Origin of the sequence: Enterobacter sp. NFIX58 (genome assembly GCF_900110475.1) — a bacterium.
Classification (GTDB): domain Bacteria; phylum Pseudomonadota; class Gammaproteobacteria; order Enterobacterales; family Enterobacteriaceae; genus Enterobacter; species Enterobacter quasiroggenkampii.
Window position 1 is genome coordinate 1,180,250 of sequence record NZ_FODW01000001.1, and the last position, 21,556, is coordinate 1,201,805.

Consider the following 21,556-nt stretch of genomic DNA (forward strand, 5'->3'; position numbering starts at 1 on the left):
ATAATTATAAATATTTGTATGATTTTTAAAATCTGTGCACCTCTATTAATATGTACAACTTTCTCATCATTTCTCGCCATTCATTACAAGATAATTTCACAAATTAATATTGATTTTTACATTCAGTTACATGTTTAACACTTGCTTTAAACTTCGTAAAAGCTAGATTGAAATTAGATGTACGAAATTGGTTTTATATTTACCTCCCTGTGGAGGTTATGGTCTGATTCTACACACAGCAGTGCAACATCTGTCAGTACTTCTGGTGTCCTCTAATAAACAGGAGGGCAGCTGCCAGGTGCCAAAAAAAGTGGGGTTTCATCATGTATAATGAAGTCCATAGTTTACATGGTCATACATTACTGTTGATCACAAAACCTTCTTTGCAAGCGACAGCGTTATTACAACATTTAAAGCAATCTTTATCACTGAACGGGAAATTGCATAATATTCAACGTTCTTTTGATGATATTGCCCCTGGCAGCATCATTCTGTTCGATATGATGGAAGCTGATAAAAAGCTTATCCATTACTGGCAGGATATTTTAAGCAGGAAAAACAATAATATCCGCGTGCTATTGTTGAATACACCTGACGAATATCCCTTCAGAGATATTGAAAGCTGGCCGCATATCAATGGCGTGTTCTACGTCACGGAAGAAGAAGACCGGGTGGTTGAGGGCCTGCAAGGTATATTGCGCGGCGAGTGTTATTTTTCGCAAAAGCTTGCAAGCTATCTCATTACGCACTCCGGAAATTATCGCTATAACAGCTCAGAGTCAGCACTGCTCACGCACCGTGAGAAAGAGATCCTGAATAAGTTACGCATTGGTGCTTCAAATATTGAAATCGCCCGTTCGTTATTTATCAGCGAAAATACGGTAAAGACGCACCTTTATAATCTTTTCAAGAAGATAGCTGTGAAAAACCGAACTCAGGCGGTTTCGTGGGCTAACGATAACCTCAGGCGTTAATCACATGAAACGCACGTTGAGTTGGATCGCCGCAGCGAGTTTCCTGCTCGCTGCAGGGAATCTGAAGGCCGTCGAGGTCGAAGTTCCCGGATTGTTAACAGACCACACTGTCTCATCGGTCGGGCACAGTTTTTACCGGGCCTTCAGTGACAAATGGGACAGTACCTATACCGGAAATATAACAATCAACGAGCGGCCCAGTGCACGATGGGGAAGTTGGATAACAATAACGGCCAATCAGTACGTTATTTATCAAACGTTTTTATTCCCCACAAAAATGGACTTCGATAAAAACGTAGCCTTAGCACTGGCACAATCAGAAGACGCTATTAATCGCCTGCAAATAGATAAAGCCCTATTAAGCACCAGCGATTTAGCAAAAGACGAGTTCTAGCGAACCGATATGCGGAGGCTGTCATGCGTATTGCATATGCAGTTGTTTCGATAATGCTGATCACCCCCATAAGCTGGGCCGGAAACATGACGTTTCAGTTCCGTAACCCTAACTTTGGCGGTAACCCTAACAACGGTGCGTTTCTGCTGAATGAGGCTCAGGCGCAAAACTCCTATAAGGACCCAAGCTTAAAGGATTTTAGCATTGATACCCCATCCGCCCTGGACAACTTCACTCAGGCTATCCAGTCGCAGATTTTAGGCGGGTTATTGACCAACATTAATACCGGTAAACCCGGCCGGATGGTGACCAACGACTTTATCGTTGATATCGCCAACACTGATGGACAGCTTCAGCTGAACGTGACCGATCGTAAAACCGGAAGAATATCCACCATTCAGGTTTCCGGTCTTCAAAGTAATTCAACTGACTTTTAAACAATAGCTAAATAAGGACAACGATCATGCAGCGCTTCCTGATATTTGTTGCAGTGTGCTTATTGAGCGGTTGTTTAACTGCTCCACCTAAAGAAGCTGCAAAACCAACATTAATGCCTCGGGCCCAGAGTTATCGTGATTTAACGCATTTACCTGCTCCAACGGGGAAAATATTTGTCTCCGTATACAACATTCAGGACGAAACCGGGCAATTCAAACCTTACCCGGCAAGTAACTTCTCCACGGCCGTGCCGCAAAGCGCCACCGCGATGCTGGTTACCGCACTCAAGGATTCGCACTGGTTTATTCCGCTGGAACGTCAGGGTCTTCAGAACCTGTTGAATGAACGGAAAATCATTCGTGCCGCACAGGAGAATGGTACCGTCGCGGCCAATAACCGCACGCCTCTGGAATCTCTGGCGGCAGCAAACGTGATGATTGAAGGATCGATTATTGGTTACGAAAGTAACGTTAAATCGGGTGGTGCGGGCGCGCGGTACTTCGGTATCGGTGCGGATACCCAGTACCAGCTCGACCAAATCGCCGTTAACCTGCGTGTGGTTAACGTCAGTACAGGCGAAGTGCTCTCTTCGGTGACCACCAGCAAAACCATACTGTCCTATGAAGTTCAGGCAGGGGTATTCCGCTTCATCGATTACCAGCGTTTGCTTGAGGGTGAAATTGGTTACACCTCTAACGAGCCGGTCATGATGTGTCTGATGTCAGCCATTGAAACCGGCGTGATCTTCTTAATCAACGACGGTATTGACCGCGGGCTGTGGGATCTGCAAAACAAAGCAGACGTGCAGAACCCGATACTGGTGAAATACCGCGATATGTCAGTCCCTCCGGAATCCTGACAGGAAGCGCATAAAAAAGGCGAGATGATTATCTCGCCTTTTTTTATTCGCTCACCGCCGTGATGTTTTGCGCTTTTTCCCGCCGCGACGCCAGCCAAAGACCGCTGTTTTTCATGGCATAGCCAAACAGCAACCCCAGCGCCAGGGAAGGCACCACCAGCTTCCAGTCACCCTGCCCTGCAAAGGTCGCGCACGCTCCCATAAAGGTTCCCGGCACAAACGAAAGCAGCAGATGCTTAGCCTGAACGCACATCAGGAAGGCAACCACGCCCGTCATTACGTACCCCAGTATCTCCAGATGCGGCGCCAGCGCGCTGCCTTTCATGATCACCAGCGCCCAGATAACACCGCTCATCAGCGTGCAGCCAGAGATAAAGAGCCCTTTGACGCCCCCCTGCGGGCAGGCGAAATAGGCCGTACAGCCAAGGAATCCGGCCCAGCTGAGCAATCCGAGAGACACGGCCACCCATCCCCAGAGTCCGGAGAGAATGCCCGTCGTTATTGCGATAGAAAGTAATATGTTCATGGCGCGCATCTTAGCAGAAGCGCACCACAGAAATGCGATCAGAAGCACATTATGTGCAAATTGAAATGCGGAGTTGCAGGATTTATGTGATCTAAATCACTCTTCATTCTCTTCTTCCAGCTCATCCCACATCGCCGCGATCGCGTCGCGGGTCAGCGGTGCCAGCGTTCTCCAGAATGGCGAGGTGGCATGGGCTTCGACTTTACCCAGGAATGTGCCGACCCACGGCAGCAGATACGTTTCGAAGAGGGTTTCGATGGCTTCGTTTTCATCATCCCCGGCGTTGTCTTCGATCCAGGAGGCAGCAAGCAGCAGCGTACCGATATGATCGGCTGGCGTATCGCTTAGCGGCATACCGCGGGTGGAGAGGAAAGCACGGACTTCCGCTTCCGTCGCCCCTTCCTGCCAGGCAGAACGGTATGGCGAAACGCGGCACTCTTCACCGACGAACAGCGCATTGTAATCGGTCGCAATCTGCTGCATGTCGCAGCTTTTTTGCAGACGCGCCAGTAAATCATCCTGTTCCAGCGGCCAGTTCTCCGCCAGTTTACCTTCACGAATTAACGTAAAAAGCGGAACCAACAGCGGGTCTTGCGGCTGGCGATAATAGAGCGTACCCAGCACGCGGCAAAGGATGGAAAACTCGTTCATTTTTATTATTCCATTACACAATTAAAGATCGGCAAATTCGGCAATCGGCTCCATGCCGCGCGATTCGAGGAAATCGAGCATGCGGCGCGGGGTGACGTTCAGGATTTGGGCTTCCGGGAAGTTAACGTCATTCAGCACCTTCAGGCACTCGCTGAAATCGCCCAGCGTGAAGGCGGTATGGGAATCCGAACCCAGCGCCACCATGCCGCCCGCATCGCGGACGGCGGCCGCCACTTCGCGGCAGTTGGCTTCACTGCCCTTACGCGAGTGAACAAAGGAGGAGTTGTTAATCTCCAGCGCCACGCGGTGCTTCGCTGCCGCCTGCGCGACAGCCTGAATATCAATCGGGTACTTCGGGTTGCCGGGGTGGCTGATAATATGCACATTGCCGCTGGCAATGGTGGCAATCATCGCCGCGGTGTTGGTCTCTTTATCCTGAGGTGCAAAAACCGGCTCGTGGAAACCGGCGAGGATAAGGTCCAGAGACGTCAGCATCGGGCCGGTGCAGTCGATCTCACCGTCGGTATTTTTGATATTCGCCTCGATGCCTCGCAGTATCCCAATGCCGTCCACCAGACGTGGCCAGATCCGCATATTCACAAAATGCCAGTAGTGCGGCGCATCCGCCATGTCCGGGCCATGATCGGTGATCGCGAACAGCTTAATCCCCTTAAGCTTCGCCTGGGCGATATAATCATGGAGGTTGCTATACGCGTGGGTACTGGCGACGGTGTGCATATGCAGGTCAACGGGATACATCTCTCTCTCCTCTGCGGTTTTTCCAAAGGATAGCAGTTATCAGCGGCGAATATTAGCAAAAACCCGGCGAACGCCGGGTTTCTCTCAGTAGCCGCGCTGTCTGTCGACCTGGCCGGTGACCGCGTTACCCTTCTCCATTTCCCTGATGGTATGGGATATGTACGCCACCGCTTCTGCCGGACGCGTCACGGCGGCCACGTGCGGGGTCATCGCCACACGCGGATGTGCCCACAGCGGGCTTTCCACCGGCAGCGGCTCACGGCTATAGACATCCAGCATGGCGCCTTTTAGCTTTCCGCTGTCCAGCGCCTTCAGCAGATCGGTCTCGACCAGATGCACCCCGCGCGCCAGGTTCATCAGGTAGCTCTCATCGGCTAACTGGTTGAGCAAGTCTTCATTGATGATACCGACCGTTTCCGCCGTATTGGGCAGCAGGTTGATCAGCACGCGCGTGCCGTTGAGAAAGGCCGGGAGTTCATCCGTGCCGGCAAAGCTCTCGACGCCCGGATAATCTTTGCGGCTGCGGCTCCAGCAGCGCAGCGGAAAGCCCCACGGTGCAAGGGCTTCAGCCACCTTTGAGCCCAGCACGCCCGCACCGAGGATGCCGATGGTAAAGTCTTCACGACGGTAATCCGGCAGCGGCTCCCAGTGGGCCTGCTGTTTAAATGCCTGATAGTCATCAAAGCGGCGGAACCAGTGCAACACCTGGCTGACCGCATATTCCTGCATCTGCTGCCCCATTCCGGTATCTTCCAGGCGGAACAGGGGAATCGCTTCCGGCAGCATGTCAGGGTGCGCCTTCAGCTTGCTCAGAATGGAATCCACACCGGCTCCCAGGGCAAAAACGGCCTTCAGTTTACGGCCCTGGAGCATTTCTACTGGCGGATGCCAGACCAGCGCATAGTCAGCATGTTCGTTATCTCCACGCTTCCACTCGCGAACGCGTGCGCCGGGTAATGCCGCCGTGAGCGCCTCGATCCAGTAGGCCGTATCAAACGTGGGGTGATAGAAAAGTATATCCATAGTCATTCCTGCCTTTTATTGCGCTGATTTATTTTGTTTTTTAACGAGGTTGTCAGCATAACAAATTTATTGCACGGCTGTGTTGTTGATAAAAAAGACGCTTTCAGCACATTTAAGAATCATGTTGTCTGAAGTTTGTCTAAACGCGCTAAATTACTGAAAAAGTGAGTTGACGGCAGTTCGGCTTTTCCTTACATTAGCGCCCGTCCCGTCAACAACGGGATGACAATATGGTGAGGTGTCCGAGTGGCTGAAGGAGCACGCCTGGAAAGTGTGTATACGGCAACGTATCGGGGGTTCGAATCCCCCCCTCACCGCCATATTTAAAGAAGAGCTCGCATGAAAATGCGGGCTTTTTTTTTCGCATATTGCACGCATGCAGGGGGATTCGAACCTTCAAACTCCCTGCGCTCTTTATGTCGGGTGGCGCTGCGCTTACCCGACCTACAAAAAGCTACTCCTCCACCATCTTCGCATACTCTTCAGTCAGAAAATCCACCAGCGTCCTGACCGACGGCAGCATGCCGCGCCGCGAAGGATAAACCGCGTGAATCACTTCCCGTCGGGGTTCCCACGCGTCCAGCACCCGTACCAGTTCCCCTGACGCAAGCTGATCCTTCACCATCAAAATCGGCAACTGTACAACGCCCACGCCCGCCATCGCTGCTTCCCGCAGTGCCAGCATGTCGGTGGTAATAAAGCGCGGTGCGTAGTGGATCTCCGCTTTCGCCCCTTCTGGACCACTGAGCTCCCATTTATGCACCTGTTTACCGGCCCCCATACTTAATCCAGGCCATTCACTGAGCTCGGAAGGCATTCGCGGTTTACCCATACGTTCAATCAACTGCGGACTTGCCACCAGGCAATGCCCCCGGTCAGCCAGCACCCTTAACACCAGGTCGCTGTCATCAAACGGACGCGGACGCACGCGGATAGCCACATCAATACCTTCGCCAACAAGATCGACCCGACGATTGGTGGCCTCAAGCTGGAGATTAATCCCGGGGTAGCGCGCCATAAACCGCGCCAGCATCGGTCCCACGTGGACGTGCAGTAACGTGACGGGACAGGTGATCCTGACGACGCCGCGCGGCTCAGCCTGCAGCGCAGCAACGGCCTCCTCTGCCGCTTCTGCTTCTATCAGCATTGCCTTACAGTGCTGATAGAAAGTGTGCCCCACTTCCGTCACCGTAAACTGCCGCGTCGTGCGCTGTATCAACCGCACGCCAAGCCGCTCTTCCAGCTGCGCAATCCGGCGGCTTAGCCTGGACTTCGGCAAATCAAGCGCCCTTCCCGCCGCCGCAAACCCCCCGTACTCCACAACCTTCACAAACCAGACGAAGTCATTGAGATCCTGCATAAATCCTCATCGTTCTATTTTCAGAACAGTGAATGCCATTTTCACTATCTACCGGGATATTAACCCTGAATATAAGCTAATTACATCAACAGAACATCAGGAGTTAATCATGAAAAACATCACTGGCGTTTATACCGCTCCTCGTCAGCACTGGGTTGGCGATGGTTTCCCGGTCCGTTCAATGTTCTCTTATCAAACCCACGGCGAGCCGCTCAGCCCGTTCCTGCTGCTGGACTATGCGGGTCCATACACCTTTCCGGCAGATGGTGCGAAACGCGGCGTAGGCCAGCATCCTCACCGGGGTTTTGAGACGGTCACTATCGTCTATGCCGGTGAAGTGGAGCATCGCGACTCCACGGGTAAAGGCGGTGTGATTGGGCCCGGCGACGTGCAGTGGATGACCGCAGGCGCAGGCATTTTGCACGAGGAGTTCCACTCCAGCGCGTTCTCGCAGAAAGGCGGGGAACTCAAAATGATGCAGCTTTGGGTCAACCTGCCGGCGAAAGACAAGATGGCCGCACCGGGCTACCAGAGCATCACGAAAGCCGACATCCCGGTGGTGACGCTGCCTGACAGTGGTGGAACGCTGCGGGTTATTGCCGGTCGCTACGACACGGTGACCGGCCCGGCAGACACCTTCTCGCCGCTCAACGTCTGGGACATCGCGCTGAACCAGGGAAGCCATCTGACGCTCAATCAGCCGGAAGGCTGGAGCACGGCGCTGGTCGTGCTTGAAGGCAGCATCACGGTAAACGGTACCGCTCAGGCGGGTGAAGCCCAGCTGGTCGTGTTAAGTCAGGAAGGCGACAAACTGCACCTGGAAGCGAACAGCGACGCAAAAGTGCTGCTGATGGCCGGTGAGCCGCTGAATGAACCGATCGTGGGCTATGGCCCGTTTGTGATGAACAGTAAAACCGAAATCAACGAAGCCATTCGTGATTTCAATTCCGGCCGCTTCGGCCAGATCTGAACGTAATAAAGGAGAAGAAGATGTCTGCACCTGCGAATTTTAACGGAACCCGTCCGGCCATCGATGTAAATGATGCGGTGATGTTGCTTATCGATCACCAGAGCGGTCTGTTCCAGACCGTTGGGGATATGCCAATGCCGGAACTGCGTGCCCGTGCGGCAGCGCTGGCAAAAATCGCAACCCTGGCGAAGATCCCGGTGATCACCACCGCGTCCGTCCCACAAGGACCAAACGGACCGCTTATCCCGGAGATCCACGCCAACGCGCCGCATGCGCAATATGTTGCCCGTAAAGGCGAAATCAACGCCTGGGATAACCCGGAGTTCGTGGCGGCGGTAAAAGCCACCGGGCGTAAGACGTTGATCATTGCGGGCACCATTACCAGCGTCTGCATGGCCTTCCCGTCAATCAGCGCGGTGGCGGACGGGTATAAAGTGTTTGCGGTGATTGATGCCTCCGGCACCTACAGCAAAATGGCGCAGGAGATCACGCTGGCGCGCGTGGTGCAGGCCGGTGTGGTCCCGATGGATACGGCGGCGGTGGCCTCTGAGATCCAGCGTACCTGGAACCGTGAAGATGCCGCGGAGTGGGCGGAAGTGTACACACACATCTTCCCGGCTTATCAGCTTCTGATCGAAAGCTACAGCAAAGCGCAGGAAGTGGTTAAAAACAGCGAAGTGCTCGATTCACAGCGTTAATCCCCTGCTCCACGGCGTAAAAACCGTGGAGCTGATTATTGCTTAACCGAACAGGCACTAAAGCTGAAAATCTGCTTGACCGTGTCAGCGCAACTCCCTATAGTAGCGCCCCGTTGCCCCCCAAGCGGTCAGGCAGCAAAACAATATGGTGAGGTGTCCGAGTGGCTGAAGGAGCACGCCTGGAAAGTGTGTATACGGCAACGTATCGGGGGTTCGAATCCCCCCCTCACCGCCATATTTAAAGAAGAGCTCGCATGAAAATGCGGGCTTTTTTTTCGCATATTGCACGCATGCAGTATTGTAGGTCGGGTAAGCGCAGCGCCACCCGACGACATGTCCGCACAAAAAACAAAGCCCGGTTTCCCGGGCCTTGAACGCAACAGCAAACTCAGTAATAGGCTTGCAGCGTGCGCTGGCAGAGCGCCGAGCGCACGCAGTCATCTTTGGTGAAGCGTACCACCCCAATCATCTCATCTTCCTCAAAACGTGACATGGCGTCGCTCAGTCCAGATTTCACGCCGGACGGCAGGTCACACTGGGTAATATCGCCGTTAACGATAACCGTCACGTTCTCCCCGAGGCGCGTTAAAAACATCTTCATTTGCGCAGCGGTCACGTTCTGAGCCTCGTCAAGAATGACGACCGCATTTTCAAATGTACGTCCGCGCATATAGGCGAACGGCGCGATTTCCACCTTGCCAATCTCTGGCCGCAGGCAGTACTGCATGAAGGATGCACCCAGCCGCTTCACCAGCACGTCATAGACGGGCCTGAAGTACGGGGCAAACTTCTCCGAAATGTCACCGGGCAAGAAGCCGAGATCTTCATCAGCCTGCAGTACCGGACGGGTAACAATGATTCTCTCCACGTCCTTATGGATCAGCGCTTCCGCCGCTTTGGCTGCACTGATCCAGGTTTTCCCGCATCCGGCTTCACCGGTTGCAAAGATGAGCTGTTTACTCTCGATAGCATTCAGGTAGTGCGCCTGAGCCTCATTGCGCGCCACAATTGGAGAATTATCACGGCTGTCACGAGCCATGCCAATTGCTTCTACGCCACTCATCTGCACAAGCGAGGTGACCGATTCTTCTTCACGCTGTTTATGGCTACGTGAATCCCGTCTCAGCACACGTTTTGCTTCGCGACGAGCTTTGATCACTGCTTTTTGTCTTCCCATGGATAGCACCTTGAGTTGTTGGTATTCATCACACGCGCCAGTGTCGGCACGATTATGCGCACGAACATCAGAGGGTTGGCTTCCTTGTAAGCCATTGCTTGCACTATCGGATGACGATACGGAACAGCTACGCGCACCGTTCTGCACGTCGGTCGAATCAGATTCTTGAGGGAGGGGGGAAAATTTAGTGGTGAGGAAATCGCTGCCGGAGTCTGAGCCTCCGCGCCGGGTGCTGCGGTTGTTATGTTTACCTTGTCCAGTACAGGACGCAACCATTCGCGATCTCCATAGTGATTCAGCATCACTGCCGGGAACTACCGCTGTCTTATCTTAAGTACATCAGGAGTTATCATAAATGCAACATTTATTTTACCTGAATGCAACTTTTAAGACTGTCCCTACAGTTGAAATCAGTCTCATATAGAAATATTACAGAAATATAACAGCAGGATAGTCATATGAAAAAATAATGTCCCTGCGAATCGTCGCAGGGACAATTATCAGGCTTCAATAAGACCTTGAGCGAGATACGCGTTGCTGTCGCGCACGCCTGGCAGAGCAAAGAAATAGCCGCCGCCGATGGGTTTAATGTACTCTTCCAGCGCTTCGCCGTTGAGCCGCTTCTGCACGGTCAGGAAGCCCTTTTCCAGATCGTGCTGATAGCAGACGAACAGCAGCCCCATATCGAGCTGACCGGAATTGGTGACGCCGAGCGAATAGCTGTATCCCCGACGCATCATCAGGCTCGACTGCGTCTCTTTGGTGCGCGGATTGGCCAGACGAATATGGCTGTCCAGCGCAATTACATCGCCATTCGGATCGCTGGCGTAGTCGGGCACATCATGCTCGTTCTTCATGCCGAGCGGAGCCCCGCTTTGCTTATCACGACCGAAGATCGTCTGCTGCTCTTTCAGCGGCGTGCGGTCCCAGAACTCCACGTGGAACTGAATAATCCGCACCGCCTGATAGCTGCCGCCCACCGCCCATGCCGGTTCATTCTGGTCGGCAGTGACCCACACCACTTCCTTCATGAGTGCGCTATCGTGGCTGTCCGGGTTGGCCGTGCCGTCCTTGAAGCCCAGCAGGTTCACCGGGGTCTCTTTTCCCTTGCTGCGGGCGGCGTGATCAGAGATAAACCCTTCCCGCTTCCAGCGCACGCTCAGCAGATCCGGCGTGTGCTTGATGATGTCGCGCAGGGCGTGGATCACCGTGTCCTGGGTGTTGGCGCAGATCTGCAGGAGCAGGTCGCCGTGACAAAGGGCGGCATCCAGGGAATCATTCGGGAAGCGCGTCATTTTTTGCAGCGCTTTCGGCTTCTGTTTTGCCAGCCCGTAGCGCGCGTCAAACAGCGATTCTCCCAGCGAAACGGTTATGGTCAGGTTATCCGGGGCAATGAATGGCCCCAGAATGCCGGAGTCCATTGGCGGCAGACGCGGGTTCGGCGTATCGGGCGCCGGTCCACCGGCGGTAAGAAACGCGATGCGCGTCGTCAGCAGGCGGAACAGACGTTCCAGATCGGCTTTATCACTGGCCAGCGAATCAAAGGCCACCAGCATCATCGACGCCTGCTGCGGCGTCAGGATACCGGCCTGATGCTCGCCATAAAACGGCTGCGTCTCCATGCGGGCATTAGGTGACAGCGTGCCGGGCGCGCTTTGCGGTTTCGCCGCGTGCGCCACCGGACACCCGGCAGCCAGAGCAAGCGCGCCCCCCAGCGCCCCTACCCCTTTTAACAACCGGCGACGGGAAGGCTCAGCCACGTCGCTCTCGTTATGCTTATTCATCGTGCTTAGTCCAGACCCAGTACGCCACGCAGCAGGGAAAGATCTTCCGCCAGGGCGGTAATCGGGCCTTTCAGCGCATTACGGTCGGCATCGGTCAGCTTGTCGTAGGTCTCAAACCCGTCTTTGGTGCGGTACTTCGCCAGGATGGTGTCGACTTTTTTGAAGTTGGCATCCACTTTGGCCAGCAGCTCGCCGTTCTCTTTCTGCAGCTGAGGACGCAGCAGGTTAACAATTTTCTGCGCGCCGTCGACGTTAGCCTGGAAGTCCCACAGGTCGGTATGGCTGTAGCGATCTTCTTCGCCGCTGATTTTGCTCGCGGCCACTTCTTCAATCAGCCCGGCCGCACCGCCCACCACTTTTGATGGCGGGAAGGCCAGCTCGCTGATGCGCTTTTGCAGCTCCAGCACGTCGCTGTTCAGCTGGTCAGCATACTTCTCCATCCCTTTGGCAGAGTTATCGCCAAACAGGGCTTTCTCCAGACGGTGGAAACCGGTGAATTTCGGATCGGCCGCTTTCTGCTCGAAATCATCTTCACGGGCGTCAATGCTGCCATCAAGGTCAGAGAACAGCTCGGCGATCGGCTCAATGCGCTCGTAATGCTGACGGGTTGGCGCATAGAGGGATTTCGCTTTTTCGATATCACCGGCCTTCACTGCATCGGTAAAGGCTTTGGTTGCCGCAGCCAGATCCGCCGTCTCTTTCGTGACGTACGCTTTATACGCGGTAATCGCATCGCCCAGGCTCAGTACCGCAGCGCCTTTCGCCGCATCGGCCGTCGCTTCACCTTTGACGATGAGCTTCCCTTTCGGGTTGGTCAGCAGACCGCAGGTCATCTCATACTCGCCCGGCTGCAGGTTGGCGGTCATCTTCTGGCTGAAGCCAGGGGCGATATTTTCACGCTCTTCCACCACCAGAACGCCTTTCAGGATCTCCCACTCCAGCGCCTTCTGGCTGTGGTTCTGAATAATAAACTGGGTTTTTCCGCTGTTCACCGTGAGGGTCATCGGCTCACACTGCTTGTCGTTGACGGTGACCTTAACCTGTGGAACATCCGCGCCCCAGGCGGAGAAAGCAGAAGCGAACAGCGCGGCAATGCCTGCGCATAACGCACTACGACGGAACTGAATTGCCATGACTCTTCCCTTTAAAAGTATGTTGTTACTCAATCAAAGATTACGGCGCAACGCGTGACGCCTGCGTGCCGGTACGCGGCGGCATTGCGAACAGCACCAGCGCCGGAACCAGATAGATAAAGTACATCGCCACTTCGCTGACGCTCGGCGTTTCCTGATAGCCGAAGATACCTTCGAGCAGGGTGCCGGTCAGAGAGTGCGTGGAGAGAACGTTGCTGAGGTCGAACGCCACGTCCTGGAAATGGTTCCACAGGCCCGCTTCATGGAAGGCGCGAATCGCCCCTGCCGCCAGACCCGCGGCTACCAGCAGAATAAACAGGCTGGTCCACTTGAAGAAGGCGCCCAGGTTCAGACGAATACCGCCCCAGTAGAGCAGGAAACCGAGTACCACGGCCGTGGCGAGGCCCAGCATGGCCCCCAGCGGCGGCCAAATCCCCACATCCTGCTGAAACGCCGCCAGCAGGAAGAAAACAGACTCCAGCCCTTCGCGCGCCACGGCGAAAAAGACCATCATAATGAGCGCCCAGCCGTGGTTGTTCCCCTTCTGTAGGGCGTTATCCACCGCCTGCTCCAGCTGCACCTTCACGTTACGGGAGACTTTACGCATCCAGAACACCATCCAGGTGAGGATCACCACCGCAATCACGGCGACGATACCTTCAAACAGCTCCTGCTCTTTCTGCGGAAACTCACCGGTGGTTTCGTTGATGAGGACACCTAAGCCCAGGCAGAGCGCCGCGGCAAGGAAGACCCCGATCCACATGACGCCAATCCAGCGCCCGCGCTGGGTTCGCTTCAGATAACTGGCGATGAGGCTCACGATCAGGGCGGCTTCGAGCCCTTCACGTAACATAATGAGAAATGGAACAAACATGCCGACACCTTAAATGTTTATCGCGGTCAACTGATGCAAAGAAAGGTAAATTCTTGTGATAGTGATTATCATTACGGCAGAAAGAAACACAAGCGAAATGTGCAGTGTTTTGATGACGAGTTGTAAACGCAGAGCCTGATAATAGTTACATACGTAACGGTCAAGTTTATAAGTTATAACGAAAATGCCCATTTACGCTGATTCAGGGCTGTGGCTAAATATCCGCCTCAAACACCTGGTGAAAATAAATTATGTTTAAAATTGTCCATTTCCTGCTGGCGTTGGTCATTATTCTCGCGCTTGGCTGGCTGGTAAGTTTCGACCGCCGAAAAATTCGCATTCGTTTTGTTTTACAGCTGATTGTCATTGAAATTGCCCTGGCGTTCTTTTTCCTGCACGCCGAAAGCGGGTTATTCCTGATTAAATACGTCTCGGGATTTTTTGAGTCACTGCTCAAATTTGCTGGTGAAGGGACTAATTTCGTCTTTGGCGGTATGGGAGAAAAAGGGCTGGCGTTCATTTTCCTCGGCGTACTTTGCCCGATTATTTTTATTTCCGCGCTGATTGGTATTCTTCAGCACTGGCGGATCCTGCCGATTTTTATTCGGGTGATCGGTACGCTGCTCTCCAAACTGAACGGCATGGGCAAGCTGGAATCCTTTAATGCGGTGAGCTCGCTGATCCTCGGCCAGTCGGAAAACTTCATTGCCTACAAAGGCGTGCTGGGCGATCTCTCCTCGCGTCGTCTGTTCACCATGGCGGCCACGGCCATGTCGACGGTCTCCCTGTCGATTGTCGGGGCGTATATGACCATGCTCGATGCCAAATTTGTCGTCGCGGCGCTGATTCTGAACATGTTCAGCACCTTTATTATTCTCTCCGTCATCAACCCGGCGCGCCCGGAAGCGGAGCCGGATATCAAGCTTGAAAAACTGCATGAATCGCAGAGCTTCTTCGAGATGCTCGGCGAGTATATTCTGGCTGGTTTTAAGGTGGCGATGATTATTCTGGCGATGCTGATTGGCTTTATCGCCCTTATTAGCGCCGTTAACGCCCTCTTCTCCAGCGTATTTGGCATGAGCTTCCAGCAGATCCTGGGCTATGTATTTTATCCCCTGGCATGGCTGGTAGGTATTCCGCTGAGCGATGCCTTAAACGCGGGCAGCATTATGGCGACCAAGCTGGTGGCGAATGAATTTGTGGCGATGATTGAGCTGCAGAAAATAGCACACCAGATGTCCCCGCGCGGGCTGGGGATTTTATCCGTCTTCCTCGTCTCGTTCGCGAACTTCGCTTCCATCGGCATCGTGGCCGGGGCGATTAAGGGCCTGAACGAGCAGCAGGGTAACGTGGTATCGCGTTTCGGGCTGCGTCTGGTCTACGGCGCGACGCTGGTGAGTTTGCTGTCAGCGAGCTTTGCGGGGTTGGTGCTCTGATGCAATGCCGAATGGCGCGCAGCGATCCCGGCCTAAAAAACAACAACGGCGGGAATTCCCGCCGTTTTCATTAAAACTGTACGCACACCGGCTGATCGACACGCATCACCGACTCCTGCGCGAAGCGTGACTTATAAATCCCGCGTAACGCTTCGATGTTCTTCTCACTCTGCGCATCTTTACCGTGGATCAGCATCAGCGCCTTGCTCGGTTCACGCGCCACTTTTCCGTCGTTCCCCAGCCACTGCCCGCGGGCATCAAATACCGTTAAACCATCGCGAAAGCGCGGCGTCACGTCCTGGTCAACAAACTGCTGCCACTCGTTCGGGGTAATCTGCGCCCCGGCAGGACGGTTTAAGCCGAAATAGAGCGTGGTTTGCTGCATCTGGTTATCCGCTTTGCAGGTCTCCACCGCCGCGTGTTGCGATGGCGCGTTGCAGCCCGCCAGCATCAATAATGCCGCCGCCATTAACCCTGTTTTGATTGTCATGCTTCGCTATCCTCATTGTTATAAGCACAGGGATATCACAGGAAAAGACGGATTTTGGCAAGAAAAAAGCCGGGTGCGCTTGCGCTTACCCGGCCTACGGTACTGCGTGAGAAAATTATTCTGGCTGCAGCTTAGACGGCGGCGCGGAGTGGTAATGCGCGTCGGCTTCCGCAAAGCGTTTCTGCATGGAGGCAGACGGTGCTTTACCCAACAGGCTGAAGACCACGATACCGATGCTGCCGAAGATGAAGCCCGGAATGATTTCGTACAGGCCCAGCCAGGCGAACTGTTTCCAGACGATAACGGTTACCGCACCGATAATCATCCCCGCCAGCGCGCCGTTACGGGTCATACGGGACCACATGACGGAGAACAGGACGACCGGACCAAATGCCGCACCAAAGCCCGCCCACGCGTAGCTCACGAGACCCAGCACGCGGTTTTCCGGGTTGGCCGCCAGCGCAATCGCAATCAGCGCCACCAGCAGCACCATAAAGCGCCCTACCCATACCAGCTCTTTCTGGCTCGCGCCCTTGCGCAGGAAGGCCTTATAGAGGTCTTCGGTGATGGCACTGGAGCAGACCAGCAGCTGACAGCTCAGGGTGGACATCACCGCGGCCAGGATCGCGGAGAGCAGAATACCGGCAATCCACGGGTTAAACAGAATCTGCGCCAGCTCGATAAACACGCGTTCGGCGTTCTGGTTCACCGCGCCCGCCTGCGCCGGGTTATTGCTGAAGTAGGCGATCCCGAAGAAGCCGACCGCACACGCGCCCGCCAGACACAGAATCATCCACGTCATACTGATGCGGCGCGCATGGACGATGGTGTGGTGAGAATCCGCCGCCATAAAGCGTGCCAGAATGTGTGGCTGACCGAAGTAGCCCAGACCCCAGCCCATCAGGGAGACGATGGCGACAAAGTTGAGCCCTTTCAGCATGTCGACGTTTTCGATGCTCTTCTGCTTGATCACTTCCAGCGAATCGCCAAAGCCGCCAACGGTGAAAATCACAATCACCGGGGTCAGGATCAGCGCGAAGATCATCAGGCTCGCCTGCACGGTGTCGGTCCAACTGACGGCCAGGAAGCCGCCCACGAAGGTATAGAGGATGGTTGCCGCCGCACCGGCCCACAGGGCGGTTTCGTAGCTCATGCCGAAGGTGCTTTCGAACAGACGCGCACCGGCCACGATGCCGGAGGCACAGTAAATGGTGAAGAACACCAGGATCACCACCGCCGAGATAATACGCAGCACGCGGCTGTTATCCTCAAAGCGTCCGGTGAAGTAGTCCGGCAGCGTCAGGGCGTTATTGTTGGCCTCGGTGTGCACGCGCAGACGGCCTGCCACCAGCTTCCAGTTGATCCATGCGCCCACGGTCAGACCGATGGCAATCCAGCTTTCCGAGATACCAGAGATAAAAATCGCACCGGGCAGACCCATCAGCAGCCAGCCGCTCATGTCCGATGCGCCCGCAGAGAGTGCGGTCACCATCGGGCCTAAACTGCGTCCGCCCAGGATGTAGTCGTCAAAGTTTTTCGTTGAACGCCACGCCAAAAACCCTATCAGGATCATGCCAAAAATATAAACGAGAAATGTCACCAGCATCGGTGTGCTAATTGCCATTCAAATTCTCCAAAAGTGTCGAGCGACAACCGTCCGGGTTGCCTTGTTATATGATCACCGGAACGAGGTGACGGTATCTTGTGTTTCGGTGAGGCGCGCTATCCTGCCGTATGCGCCCTCCGCTGACAAACGATTTAACACTGCATTTACATCAATTTCATCCCCGGTTTGATACGAGTTTCCTATAGGTTGCACTCGCTCACGCTTTTACGGGTTGCACCTTTTAAAAGTGTTAACTCCCGCATAAAAACGGGCTTCCCGGGACAAAGGCAGCACGTTTTTCCAGCTAACCATCCGTTAACAATTCATTCATTTCCCGGGTTGCAAACCAGGTCACATTTAACACGGTTGCACAAAGTTGCAACATGGTGGATATTTCACGCTAACGACCAAACACGATGAAAGCACAACAGGAGCTTTGGCATGGGTATGACCACCATGGGGGTTAAGCTGGATGACGCAACCCGCGAACGGATTAAGACCGCAGCAACCCGCATTGACCGCACGCCGCACTGGTTAATTAAGCAGGCGATTTTTAACTATCTCGAAAGACTCGAGAGCGACGAGGGCCTGCCGGAGCTGCCTGCCCTGCTCGCCGGCGCCGCCAATGAAAGCGAGGACGCGCCGGCCGCTGGCGACGAGAGCCATCAGCCGTTCCTGGAATTCGCCGAGCAGATCCTGCCGCAGTCCGTCAGCCGCGCCGCCATTACCGGCGCGTACCGTCGCGCCGAAACCGACGCCGTACCGATGCTGCTGGAGCAGGCTCGCCTGCCGGAAGCCGTTGCCGCCCAGGCGCACAGCCTGGCGTACCAGTTGGCTGACAAACTGCGTAACCAGAAGACCGCCACCGGCCGCGCCGGGATGGTTCAGGGTCTGCTTCAGGAGTTCTCCCTCTCCTCGCAGGAGGGCGTGGCGCTGATGTGCCTGGCGGAAGCGCTGCTGCGTATTCCGGATAAAGCCACCCGCGACGCGCTGATCCGCGACAAAATCAGCAACGGTAACTGGCATTCGCACATTGGCCGCAGCCCGTCGCTGTTCGTCAACGCCGCGACCTGGGGCCTGCTGTTTACCGGCAAACTGGTCTCCACCCATAACGAAGCCAACCTGTCACGCTCCCTGAACCGCATCATCGGCAAGAGCGGCGAGCCGCTGATCCGCAAAGGTGTGGATATGGCGATGCGCCTGATGGGCGAACAGTTTGTGACCGGAGAAACCATTGCCGAAGCGCTGGCGAACGCCCGCAAGCTGGAAGATAAAGGTTTCCGCTATTCGTACGACATGCTCGGCGAAGCGGCGCTGACCGCCGCCGACGCGCAGGCCTACATGGTTTCTTACCAGCAGGCGATCCACGCCATCGGTAAAGCGTCCAACGGTCGCGGTATTTATGAAGGCCCGGGCATCTCGATTAAGCTCTCCGCCCTGCACCCGCGCTACAGCCGCGCGCAGTACGACCGGGTGATGGAAGAGCTCTACCCGCGCCTGAAGTCCCTGACCCTGCTGGCGCGCCAGTATGACATCGGCATCAACATCGACGCCGAAGAGGCCGACCGTCTGGAGATCTCCCTCGATCTGCTGGAAAAACTGTGCTTCGAGCCGGAGCTGGCGGGATGGAACGGCATCGGTTTCGTGATCCAGGCCTACCAGAAACGCTGCCCGTTCGTCATTGATTACCTGATTGACCTGGCCAGCCGTAGCCGCCGTCGCCTGATGATCCGCCTGGTGAAAGGGGCCTACTGGGACAGCGAAATCAAACGCGCCCAGATGGAAGGGCTGGAAGGCTATCCGGTCTATACCCGCAAGGTCTACACCGACGTCTCTTACCTCGCCTGCGCGAAAAAGCTGCTTGGTGTGCCGAACCTGATTTATCCGCAGTTCGCCACCCACAACGCCCACACCCTGGCGGCGATCTACAGCCTGGCGGGTCAGAACTACTACCCGGGCCAGTACGAATTCCAGTGCCTGCACGGCATGGGCGAACCGCTGTACGAGCAGGTGACCGGTAAAGTGGCGGACGGCAAGCTGAACCGTCCGTGCCGAATTTATGCCCCGGTAGGCACCCACGAAACCCTGCTGGCCTACCTGGTGCGTCGTCTGCTGGAGAACGGGGCGAATACCTCCTTCGTTAACCGCATCGCCGATACCACCCTGCCGCTGGACGAACTGGTGGCCGATCCGGTGCAGGCCGTTGAGAAGATGGCGGCCCAGGAAGGCCAGATTGGCCTGCCGCATCCGAAGATTGCCCTGCCGCGCGAGCTGTACGGCAAAGGCCGCGTCAACTCGGCGGGGCTGGATCTCGCCAACGAACACCGTCTGGCATCCCTCTCCTCTGCCCTGCTCAACAGCGCGCTGCAGAAGTGGCAGGCCAAACCGATGCTGGAGCAGCCCGTTGCTGACGGCGACATGCAGCCGGTCATCAACCCGGCAGAGCCAAAAGATATCGTCGGCTACGTGCGTGAAGCCACCGATGCGGAAGTGGATCAGGCGCTGGACAGCGCGGTGAATAACGCCCCTATCTGGTTCGCCACCCCGCCGCAGGAACGTGCCGCCATTCTGGAACGCGCGGCGGTGCTGATGGAAGACCAGATGCAGTCGCTCATCGGCATTCTGGTGCGCGAAGCGGGTAAAACCTTCAGCAACGCCATCGCCGAAGTGCGCGAGGCGGTCGACTTCCTGCACTACTACGCCGGTCAGGTGCGCGATGATTTCGATAACGAAACCCACCGTCCGCTCGGCCCGGTCGTCTGTATCAGCCCGTGGAACTTCCCGCTGGCGATCTTCACCGGCCAGATTGCCGCCGCCCTGGCCGCTGGCAACAGCGTGCTGGCAAAACCGGCAGAGCAGACCCCGCTGATTGCCGCGCAGGGCATCAACATTCTTCTGGAAGCAGGCGTACCGGCGGGCGTGGTCCAGCTGCTGCCGGGCCGCGGTGAAACCGTGGGCGCCAAACTGACCTCCGATAACCGCGTGCGCGGCGTGATGTTTACCGGTTCGACCGAAGTGGCCTCGCTGCTGCAGCGCAATATTGCCACCCGTCTGGATGCGCAGGGTCGTCCTACTCCGCTTATCGCGGAAACCGGCGGCATGAACGCCATGATCGTTGACTCCTCCGCCCTCACCGAGCAGGTGGTGGTTGACGTACTGGCCTCCGCCTTCGACAGCGCCGGTCAGCGCTGCTCCGCTCTGCGCGTGCTGTGCCTGCAGGATGACGTGGCGGACCACACGCTGAAGATGCTGCGCGGCGCGATGGCCGAATGTCGCATGGGCAACCCGGGCCGTCTCACCACCGACATCGGGCCGGTGATCGACGCGGAAGCCAAAGCCAATATTGAAAACCACATTCAGGCCATGCGCGCGAAAGGCCGTCCGGTGTTCCAGGCGGTGCGAGACAACAGCGAAGATGCCCGCGAGTGGCGTTCCGGCACCTTTGTGCCGCCTACGCTTATCGAGCTGGCAAGCTTCGACGAGCTGAAAAAAGAGGTCTTCGGTCCGGTGCTGCACGTGGTGCGCTACAACCGTAACAACCTCAACGAGCTGGTTGAGCAGATCAACGCCTCCGGCTATGGCCTGACGCTCGGCGTACATACCCGTATCGACGAGACCATCGCGCAGGTAACCGGCAGCGCCAAAGTGGGCAACCTGTACGTTAACCGCAACATGGTTGGCGCGGTCGTGGGCGTGCAGCCGTTCGGCGGTGAAGGTCTCTCCGGCACCGGCCCGAAAGCGGGCGGTCCGCTCTACCTGTACCGTCTGCTGGCGAACCGTCCTGAGAACGCGCTGGGCGTCACCCTGGCGCGTCAGGATGCGGTGTATCCGGTGGATGCGCAGCTGAAAACCGTGCTGACCCAGCCGCTGGAAGCGCTGATCGCCTGGGCGGAAAAACGTCCTGAACTGCGTGCCGTGGCGCAGCAGTATGGCGAGCTGGCACAGGCCGGTACGCAGCGTCTGCTGCCGGGGCCGACCGGCGAGCGCAATACCTGGACGCTGATGCCGCGCGAGCGCGTTCTGTGCGTGGCGGATAACGAGCAGGACGCGCTGGTACAGCTGGCCGCCGCGATGGCCACCGGGTGTGAAGTGCTGTGGCCGGACGATGCGCTGCATCGCGACCTGGCCAAACAGCTGCCGAAAGCGGTCTCGGCCCGTATCCACTTCGCGAAAGCCGATGCGCTGCTGACGCAGGCGTTCGATGCCGTGATTTATCACGGTGATTCCGATCAGCTGCGCGAGCTGTGCGAGCAGGTTGCGGCCCGCAGCGGGGCAATTGTTTCGGTGCAGGGCTTCGCCCGTGGGGAAACCAACCTGCTGCTGGAGCGTCTGTACGTGGAGCGTTCCCTCAGCGTCAACACCGCGGCAGCGGGCGGTAACGCCAGCCTGATGACCATCGGTTAA

19 protein-coding genes and 2 tRNA genes are annotated in these 21,556 nt (G+C 55.9%); 10 read left to right on the top strand and 11 right to left on the bottom strand.

What is annotated here, in order from left to right:
- The first annotated feature begins 323 nt into the window (after nt 1–323).
- Genes csgD through csgG form a run of 4 tightly spaced genes read left to right on the top strand, consistent with a single transcriptional unit; the run spans nt 324 to nt 2,665 of the window.
- Nucleotides 324–974 carry a biofilm master transcriptional regulator CsgD gene (gene csgD / locus BMW97_RS05840; RefSeq protein ID WP_021240790.1) on the top strand — a complete coding sequence of 217 codons (651 nt, stop codon included), beginning with the start codon at nt 324–326 and terminating at the stop codon, nt 972–974.
- Nucleotides 975–978: 4 nt separating this feature from the next.
- On the top strand, nt 979–1,368 hold the full coding sequence (gene csgE, locus BMW97_RS05845; protein WP_008500845.1) for a curli production assembly/transport protein CsgE: 390 nt from the start codon (nt 979–981) through the stop codon (nt 1,366–1,368).
- Nucleotides 1,369–1,391: 23 nt separating this feature from the next.
- Nucleotides 1,392–1,805: a curli production assembly/transport protein CsgF gene (gene csgF / locus BMW97_RS05850; protein WP_023311106.1), complete on the top strand. Its 414-nt coding sequence runs from the start codon at nt 1,392–1,394 to the stop codon at nt 1,803–1,805.
- Nucleotides 1,806–1,831: 26 nt separating this feature from the next.
- The gene (gene csgG, locus BMW97_RS05855) at nt 1,832–2,665 is read left to right on the top strand and encodes a curli production assembly/transport protein CsgG (protein ID WP_045357119.1); all 834 of its coding nucleotides are present in this window, start codon (nt 1,832–1,834) and stop codon (nt 2,663–2,665) included.
- Nucleotides 2,666–2,708: 43 nt separating this feature from the next.
- On the opposite strand, the gene BMW97_RS05860 is transcribed toward csgG, so the two are convergent.
- The 4 genes from BMW97_RS05860 to ghrA form a co-directional block, all read right to left on the bottom strand.
- Nucleotides 2,709–3,191, bottom strand: coding sequence for a DUF1097 domain-containing protein (locus BMW97_RS05860; protein WP_074180321.1), 483 nt, complete (start codon nt 3,189–3,191; stop codon nt 2,709–2,711).
- A gap of 96 nt (nt 3,192–3,287) precedes the next feature.
- Nucleotides 3,288–3,842 (bottom strand): TorD/DmsD family molecular chaperone, encoded by a 555-nt coding sequence (locus BMW97_RS05865; RefSeq protein WP_045908295.1) that lies wholly within the window; start codon nt 3,840–3,842, stop codon nt 3,288–3,290.
- Between the two features lie 21 nt (nt 3,843–3,863).
- Entirely contained in the window at nt 3,864–4,601 is a 738-nt protein-coding gene (locus BMW97_RS05870) for a phosphatase (protein WP_008500850.1), read from the bottom strand.
- 84 nt (nt 4,602–4,685) lie between these two features.
- Entirely contained in the window at nt 4,686–5,624 is a 939-nt protein-coding gene (gene ghrA / locus BMW97_RS05875; RefSeq protein WP_045908296.1) for a glyoxylate/hydroxypyruvate reductase GhrA, read from the bottom strand.
- 232 nt (nt 5,625–5,856) lie between these two features.
- Here ghrA and BMW97_RS05880 point away from each other — a divergent pair.
- A tRNA-Ser gene (locus tag BMW97_RS05880) sits at nt 5,857–5,944 on the top strand.
- Nucleotides 5,945–6,078: 134 nt separating this feature from the next.
- Here BMW97_RS05880 and BMW97_RS05885 read toward each other — a convergent pair.
- A complete protein-coding gene (locus BMW97_RS05885; RefSeq protein WP_032651284.1) occupies nt 6,079–6,984 on the bottom strand; it encodes a LysR family transcriptional regulator in 906 nt (301 codons plus the stop codon).
- 109 nt (nt 6,985–7,093) lie between these two features.
- Here BMW97_RS05885 and BMW97_RS05890 point away from each other — a divergent pair, with 109 nt between their 5' ends.
- From BMW97_RS05890 to BMW97_RS05900, 3 genes are all read left to right on the top strand, one after another.
- Nucleotides 7,094–7,954: a pirin family protein gene (locus tag BMW97_RS05890; protein ID WP_045908297.1), complete on the top strand. Its 861-nt coding sequence runs from the start codon at nt 7,094–7,096 to the stop codon at nt 7,952–7,954.
- A gap of 20 nt (nt 7,955–7,974) precedes the next feature.
- The gene (locus tag BMW97_RS05895) at nt 7,975–8,652 is read left to right on the top strand and encodes an isochorismatase family protein (protein WP_045908298.1); all 678 of its coding nucleotides are present in this window, start codon (nt 7,975–7,977) and stop codon (nt 8,650–8,652) included.
- Between the two features lie 147 nt (nt 8,653–8,799).
- Nucleotides 8,800–8,887 (top strand) — tRNA-Ser (locus BMW97_RS05900).
- Nucleotides 8,888–9,040: 153 nt separating this feature from the next.
- Here the strand turns inward: BMW97_RS05900 and phoH are convergent.
- The 4 genes from phoH to efeU form a co-directional block, all read right to left on the bottom strand.
- The gene (gene phoH, locus BMW97_RS05905; RefSeq protein WP_008503509.1) at nt 9,041–9,829 is read right to left on the bottom strand and encodes a phosphate starvation-inducible protein PhoH; all 789 of its coding nucleotides are present in this window, start codon (nt 9,827–9,829) and stop codon (nt 9,041–9,043) included.
- Nucleotides 9,830–10,329: 500 nt separating this feature from the next.
- A complete protein-coding gene (efeB, locus tag BMW97_RS05910) occupies nt 10,330–11,613 on the bottom strand; it encodes an iron uptake transporter deferrochelatase/peroxidase subunit (RefSeq protein ID WP_045908299.1) in 1,284 nt (427 codons plus the stop codon).
- Nucleotides 11,614–11,618: 5 nt separating this feature from the next.
- Nucleotides 11,619–12,746, bottom strand: a complete 1,128-nt coding sequence (efeO, locus tag BMW97_RS05915; RefSeq protein ID WP_045908300.1) for an iron uptake system protein EfeO — start codon at nt 12,744–12,746, stop codon at nt 11,619–11,621.
- A gap of 40 nt (nt 12,747–12,786) precedes the next feature.
- Nucleotides 12,787–13,620 (bottom strand): iron uptake transporter permease EfeU, encoded by an 834-nt coding sequence (gene efeU, locus BMW97_RS05920; protein ID WP_045908301.1) that lies wholly within the window; start codon nt 13,618–13,620, stop codon nt 12,787–12,789.
- A 251-nt stretch (nt 13,621–13,871) separates the two neighbouring features.
- On the opposite strand from efeU, the gene BMW97_RS05930 reads away from it, so the two are divergent.
- On the top strand, nt 13,872–15,056 hold the full coding sequence (locus tag BMW97_RS05930) for a NupC/NupG family nucleoside CNT transporter (RefSeq protein WP_045908302.1): 1,185 nt from the start codon (nt 13,872–13,874) through the stop codon (nt 15,054–15,056).
- Nucleotides 15,057–15,126: 70 nt separating this feature from the next.
- Here the strand turns inward: BMW97_RS05930 and BMW97_RS05935 are convergent, their stop codons facing one another.
- Both BMW97_RS05935 and putP read right to left on the bottom strand, forming a co-directional pair.
- Nucleotides 15,127–15,546 (bottom strand): DUF3574 domain-containing protein, encoded by a 420-nt coding sequence (locus BMW97_RS05935; protein WP_045908303.1) that lies wholly within the window; start codon nt 15,544–15,546, stop codon nt 15,127–15,129.
- Nucleotides 15,547–15,661: 115 nt separating this feature from the next.
- Complete coding sequence (putP, locus tag BMW97_RS05940) at nt 15,662–17,170, bottom strand: sodium/proline symporter PutP (protein ID WP_045908304.1); 1,509 nt, start codon at nt 17,168–17,170, stop codon at nt 15,662–15,664.
- 423 nt (nt 17,171–17,593) lie between these two features.
- Here putP and putA point away from each other — a divergent pair, with 423 nt between their 5' ends.
- Entirely contained in the window at nt 17,594–21,556 is a 3,963-nt protein-coding gene (gene putA, locus BMW97_RS05945) for a trifunctional transcriptional regulator/proline dehydrogenase/L-glutamate gamma-semialdehyde dehydrogenase (protein ID WP_045908305.1), read from the top strand.

Excerpts from the sequence above, each read along its gene's own strand:
- csgD (WP_021240790.1), top strand. The coding sequence starts at position 324 with ATGTATAATGAAGTCCATAGTTTACATGGTCATACATTACTGTTGATC.
- csgE (WP_008500845.1), top strand. The coding sequence starts at position 979 with ATGAAACGCACGTTGAGTTGGATCGCCGCAGCGAGTTTCCTGCTCGCT.
- csgF (WP_023311106.1), top strand. The coding sequence starts at position 1,392 with ATGCGTATTGCATATGCAGTTGTTTCGATAATGCTGATCACCCCCATA.
- csgG (WP_045357119.1), top strand. The coding sequence starts at position 1,832 with ATGCAGCGCTTCCTGATATTTGTTGCAGTGTGCTTATTGAGCGGTTGT.
- BMW97_RS05860 (WP_074180321.1), bottom strand. The coding sequence starts at position 3,191 with ATGAACATATTACTTTCTATCGCAATAACGACGGGCATTCTCTCCGGA.
- BMW97_RS05865 (WP_045908295.1), bottom strand. The coding sequence starts at position 3,842 with ATGAACGAGTTTTCCATCCTTTGCCGCGTGCTGGGTACGCTCTATTAT.
- BMW97_RS05870 (WP_008500850.1), bottom strand. The coding sequence starts at position 4,601 with ATGTATCCCGTTGACCTGCATATGCACACCGTCGCCAGTACCCACGCG.
- ghrA (WP_045908296.1), bottom strand. The coding sequence starts at position 5,624 with ATGGATATACTTTTCTATCACCCCACGTTTGATACGGCCTACTGGATC.
- BMW97_RS05885 (WP_032651284.1), bottom strand. The coding sequence starts at position 6,984 with ATGCAGGATCTCAATGACTTCGTCTGGTTTGTGAAGGTTGTGGAGTAC.
- BMW97_RS05890 (WP_045908297.1), top strand. The coding sequence starts at position 7,094 with ATGAAAAACATCACTGGCGTTTATACCGCTCCTCGTCAGCACTGGGTT.
- BMW97_RS05895 (WP_045908298.1), top strand. The coding sequence starts at position 7,975 with ATGTCTGCACCTGCGAATTTTAACGGAACCCGTCCGGCCATCGATGTA.
- phoH (WP_008503509.1), bottom strand. The coding sequence starts at position 9,829 with ATGGGAAGACAAAAAGCAGTGATCAAAGCTCGTCGCGAAGCAAAACGT.
- efeB (WP_045908299.1), bottom strand. The coding sequence starts at position 11,613 with ATGAATAAGCATAACGAGAGCGACGTGGCTGAGCCTTCCCGTCGCCGG.
- efeO (WP_045908300.1), bottom strand. The coding sequence starts at position 12,746 with ATGGCAATTCAGTTCCGTCGTAGTGCGTTATGCGCAGGCATTGCCGCG.
- efeU (WP_045908301.1), bottom strand. The coding sequence starts at position 13,620 with ATGTTTGTTCCATTTCTCATTATGTTACGTGAAGGGCTCGAAGCCGCC.
- BMW97_RS05930 (WP_045908302.1), top strand. The coding sequence starts at position 13,872 with ATGTTTAAAATTGTCCATTTCCTGCTGGCGTTGGTCATTATTCTCGCG.
- BMW97_RS05935 (WP_045908303.1), bottom strand. The coding sequence starts at position 15,546 with ATGACAATCAAAACAGGGTTAATGGCGGCGGCATTATTGATGCTGGCG.
- putP (WP_045908304.1), bottom strand. The coding sequence starts at position 17,170 with ATGGCAATTAGCACACCGATGCTGGTGACATTTCTCGTTTATATTTTT.
- putA (WP_045908305.1), top strand. The coding sequence starts at position 17,594 with ATGGGTATGACCACCATGGGGGTTAAGCTGGATGACGCAACCCGCGAA.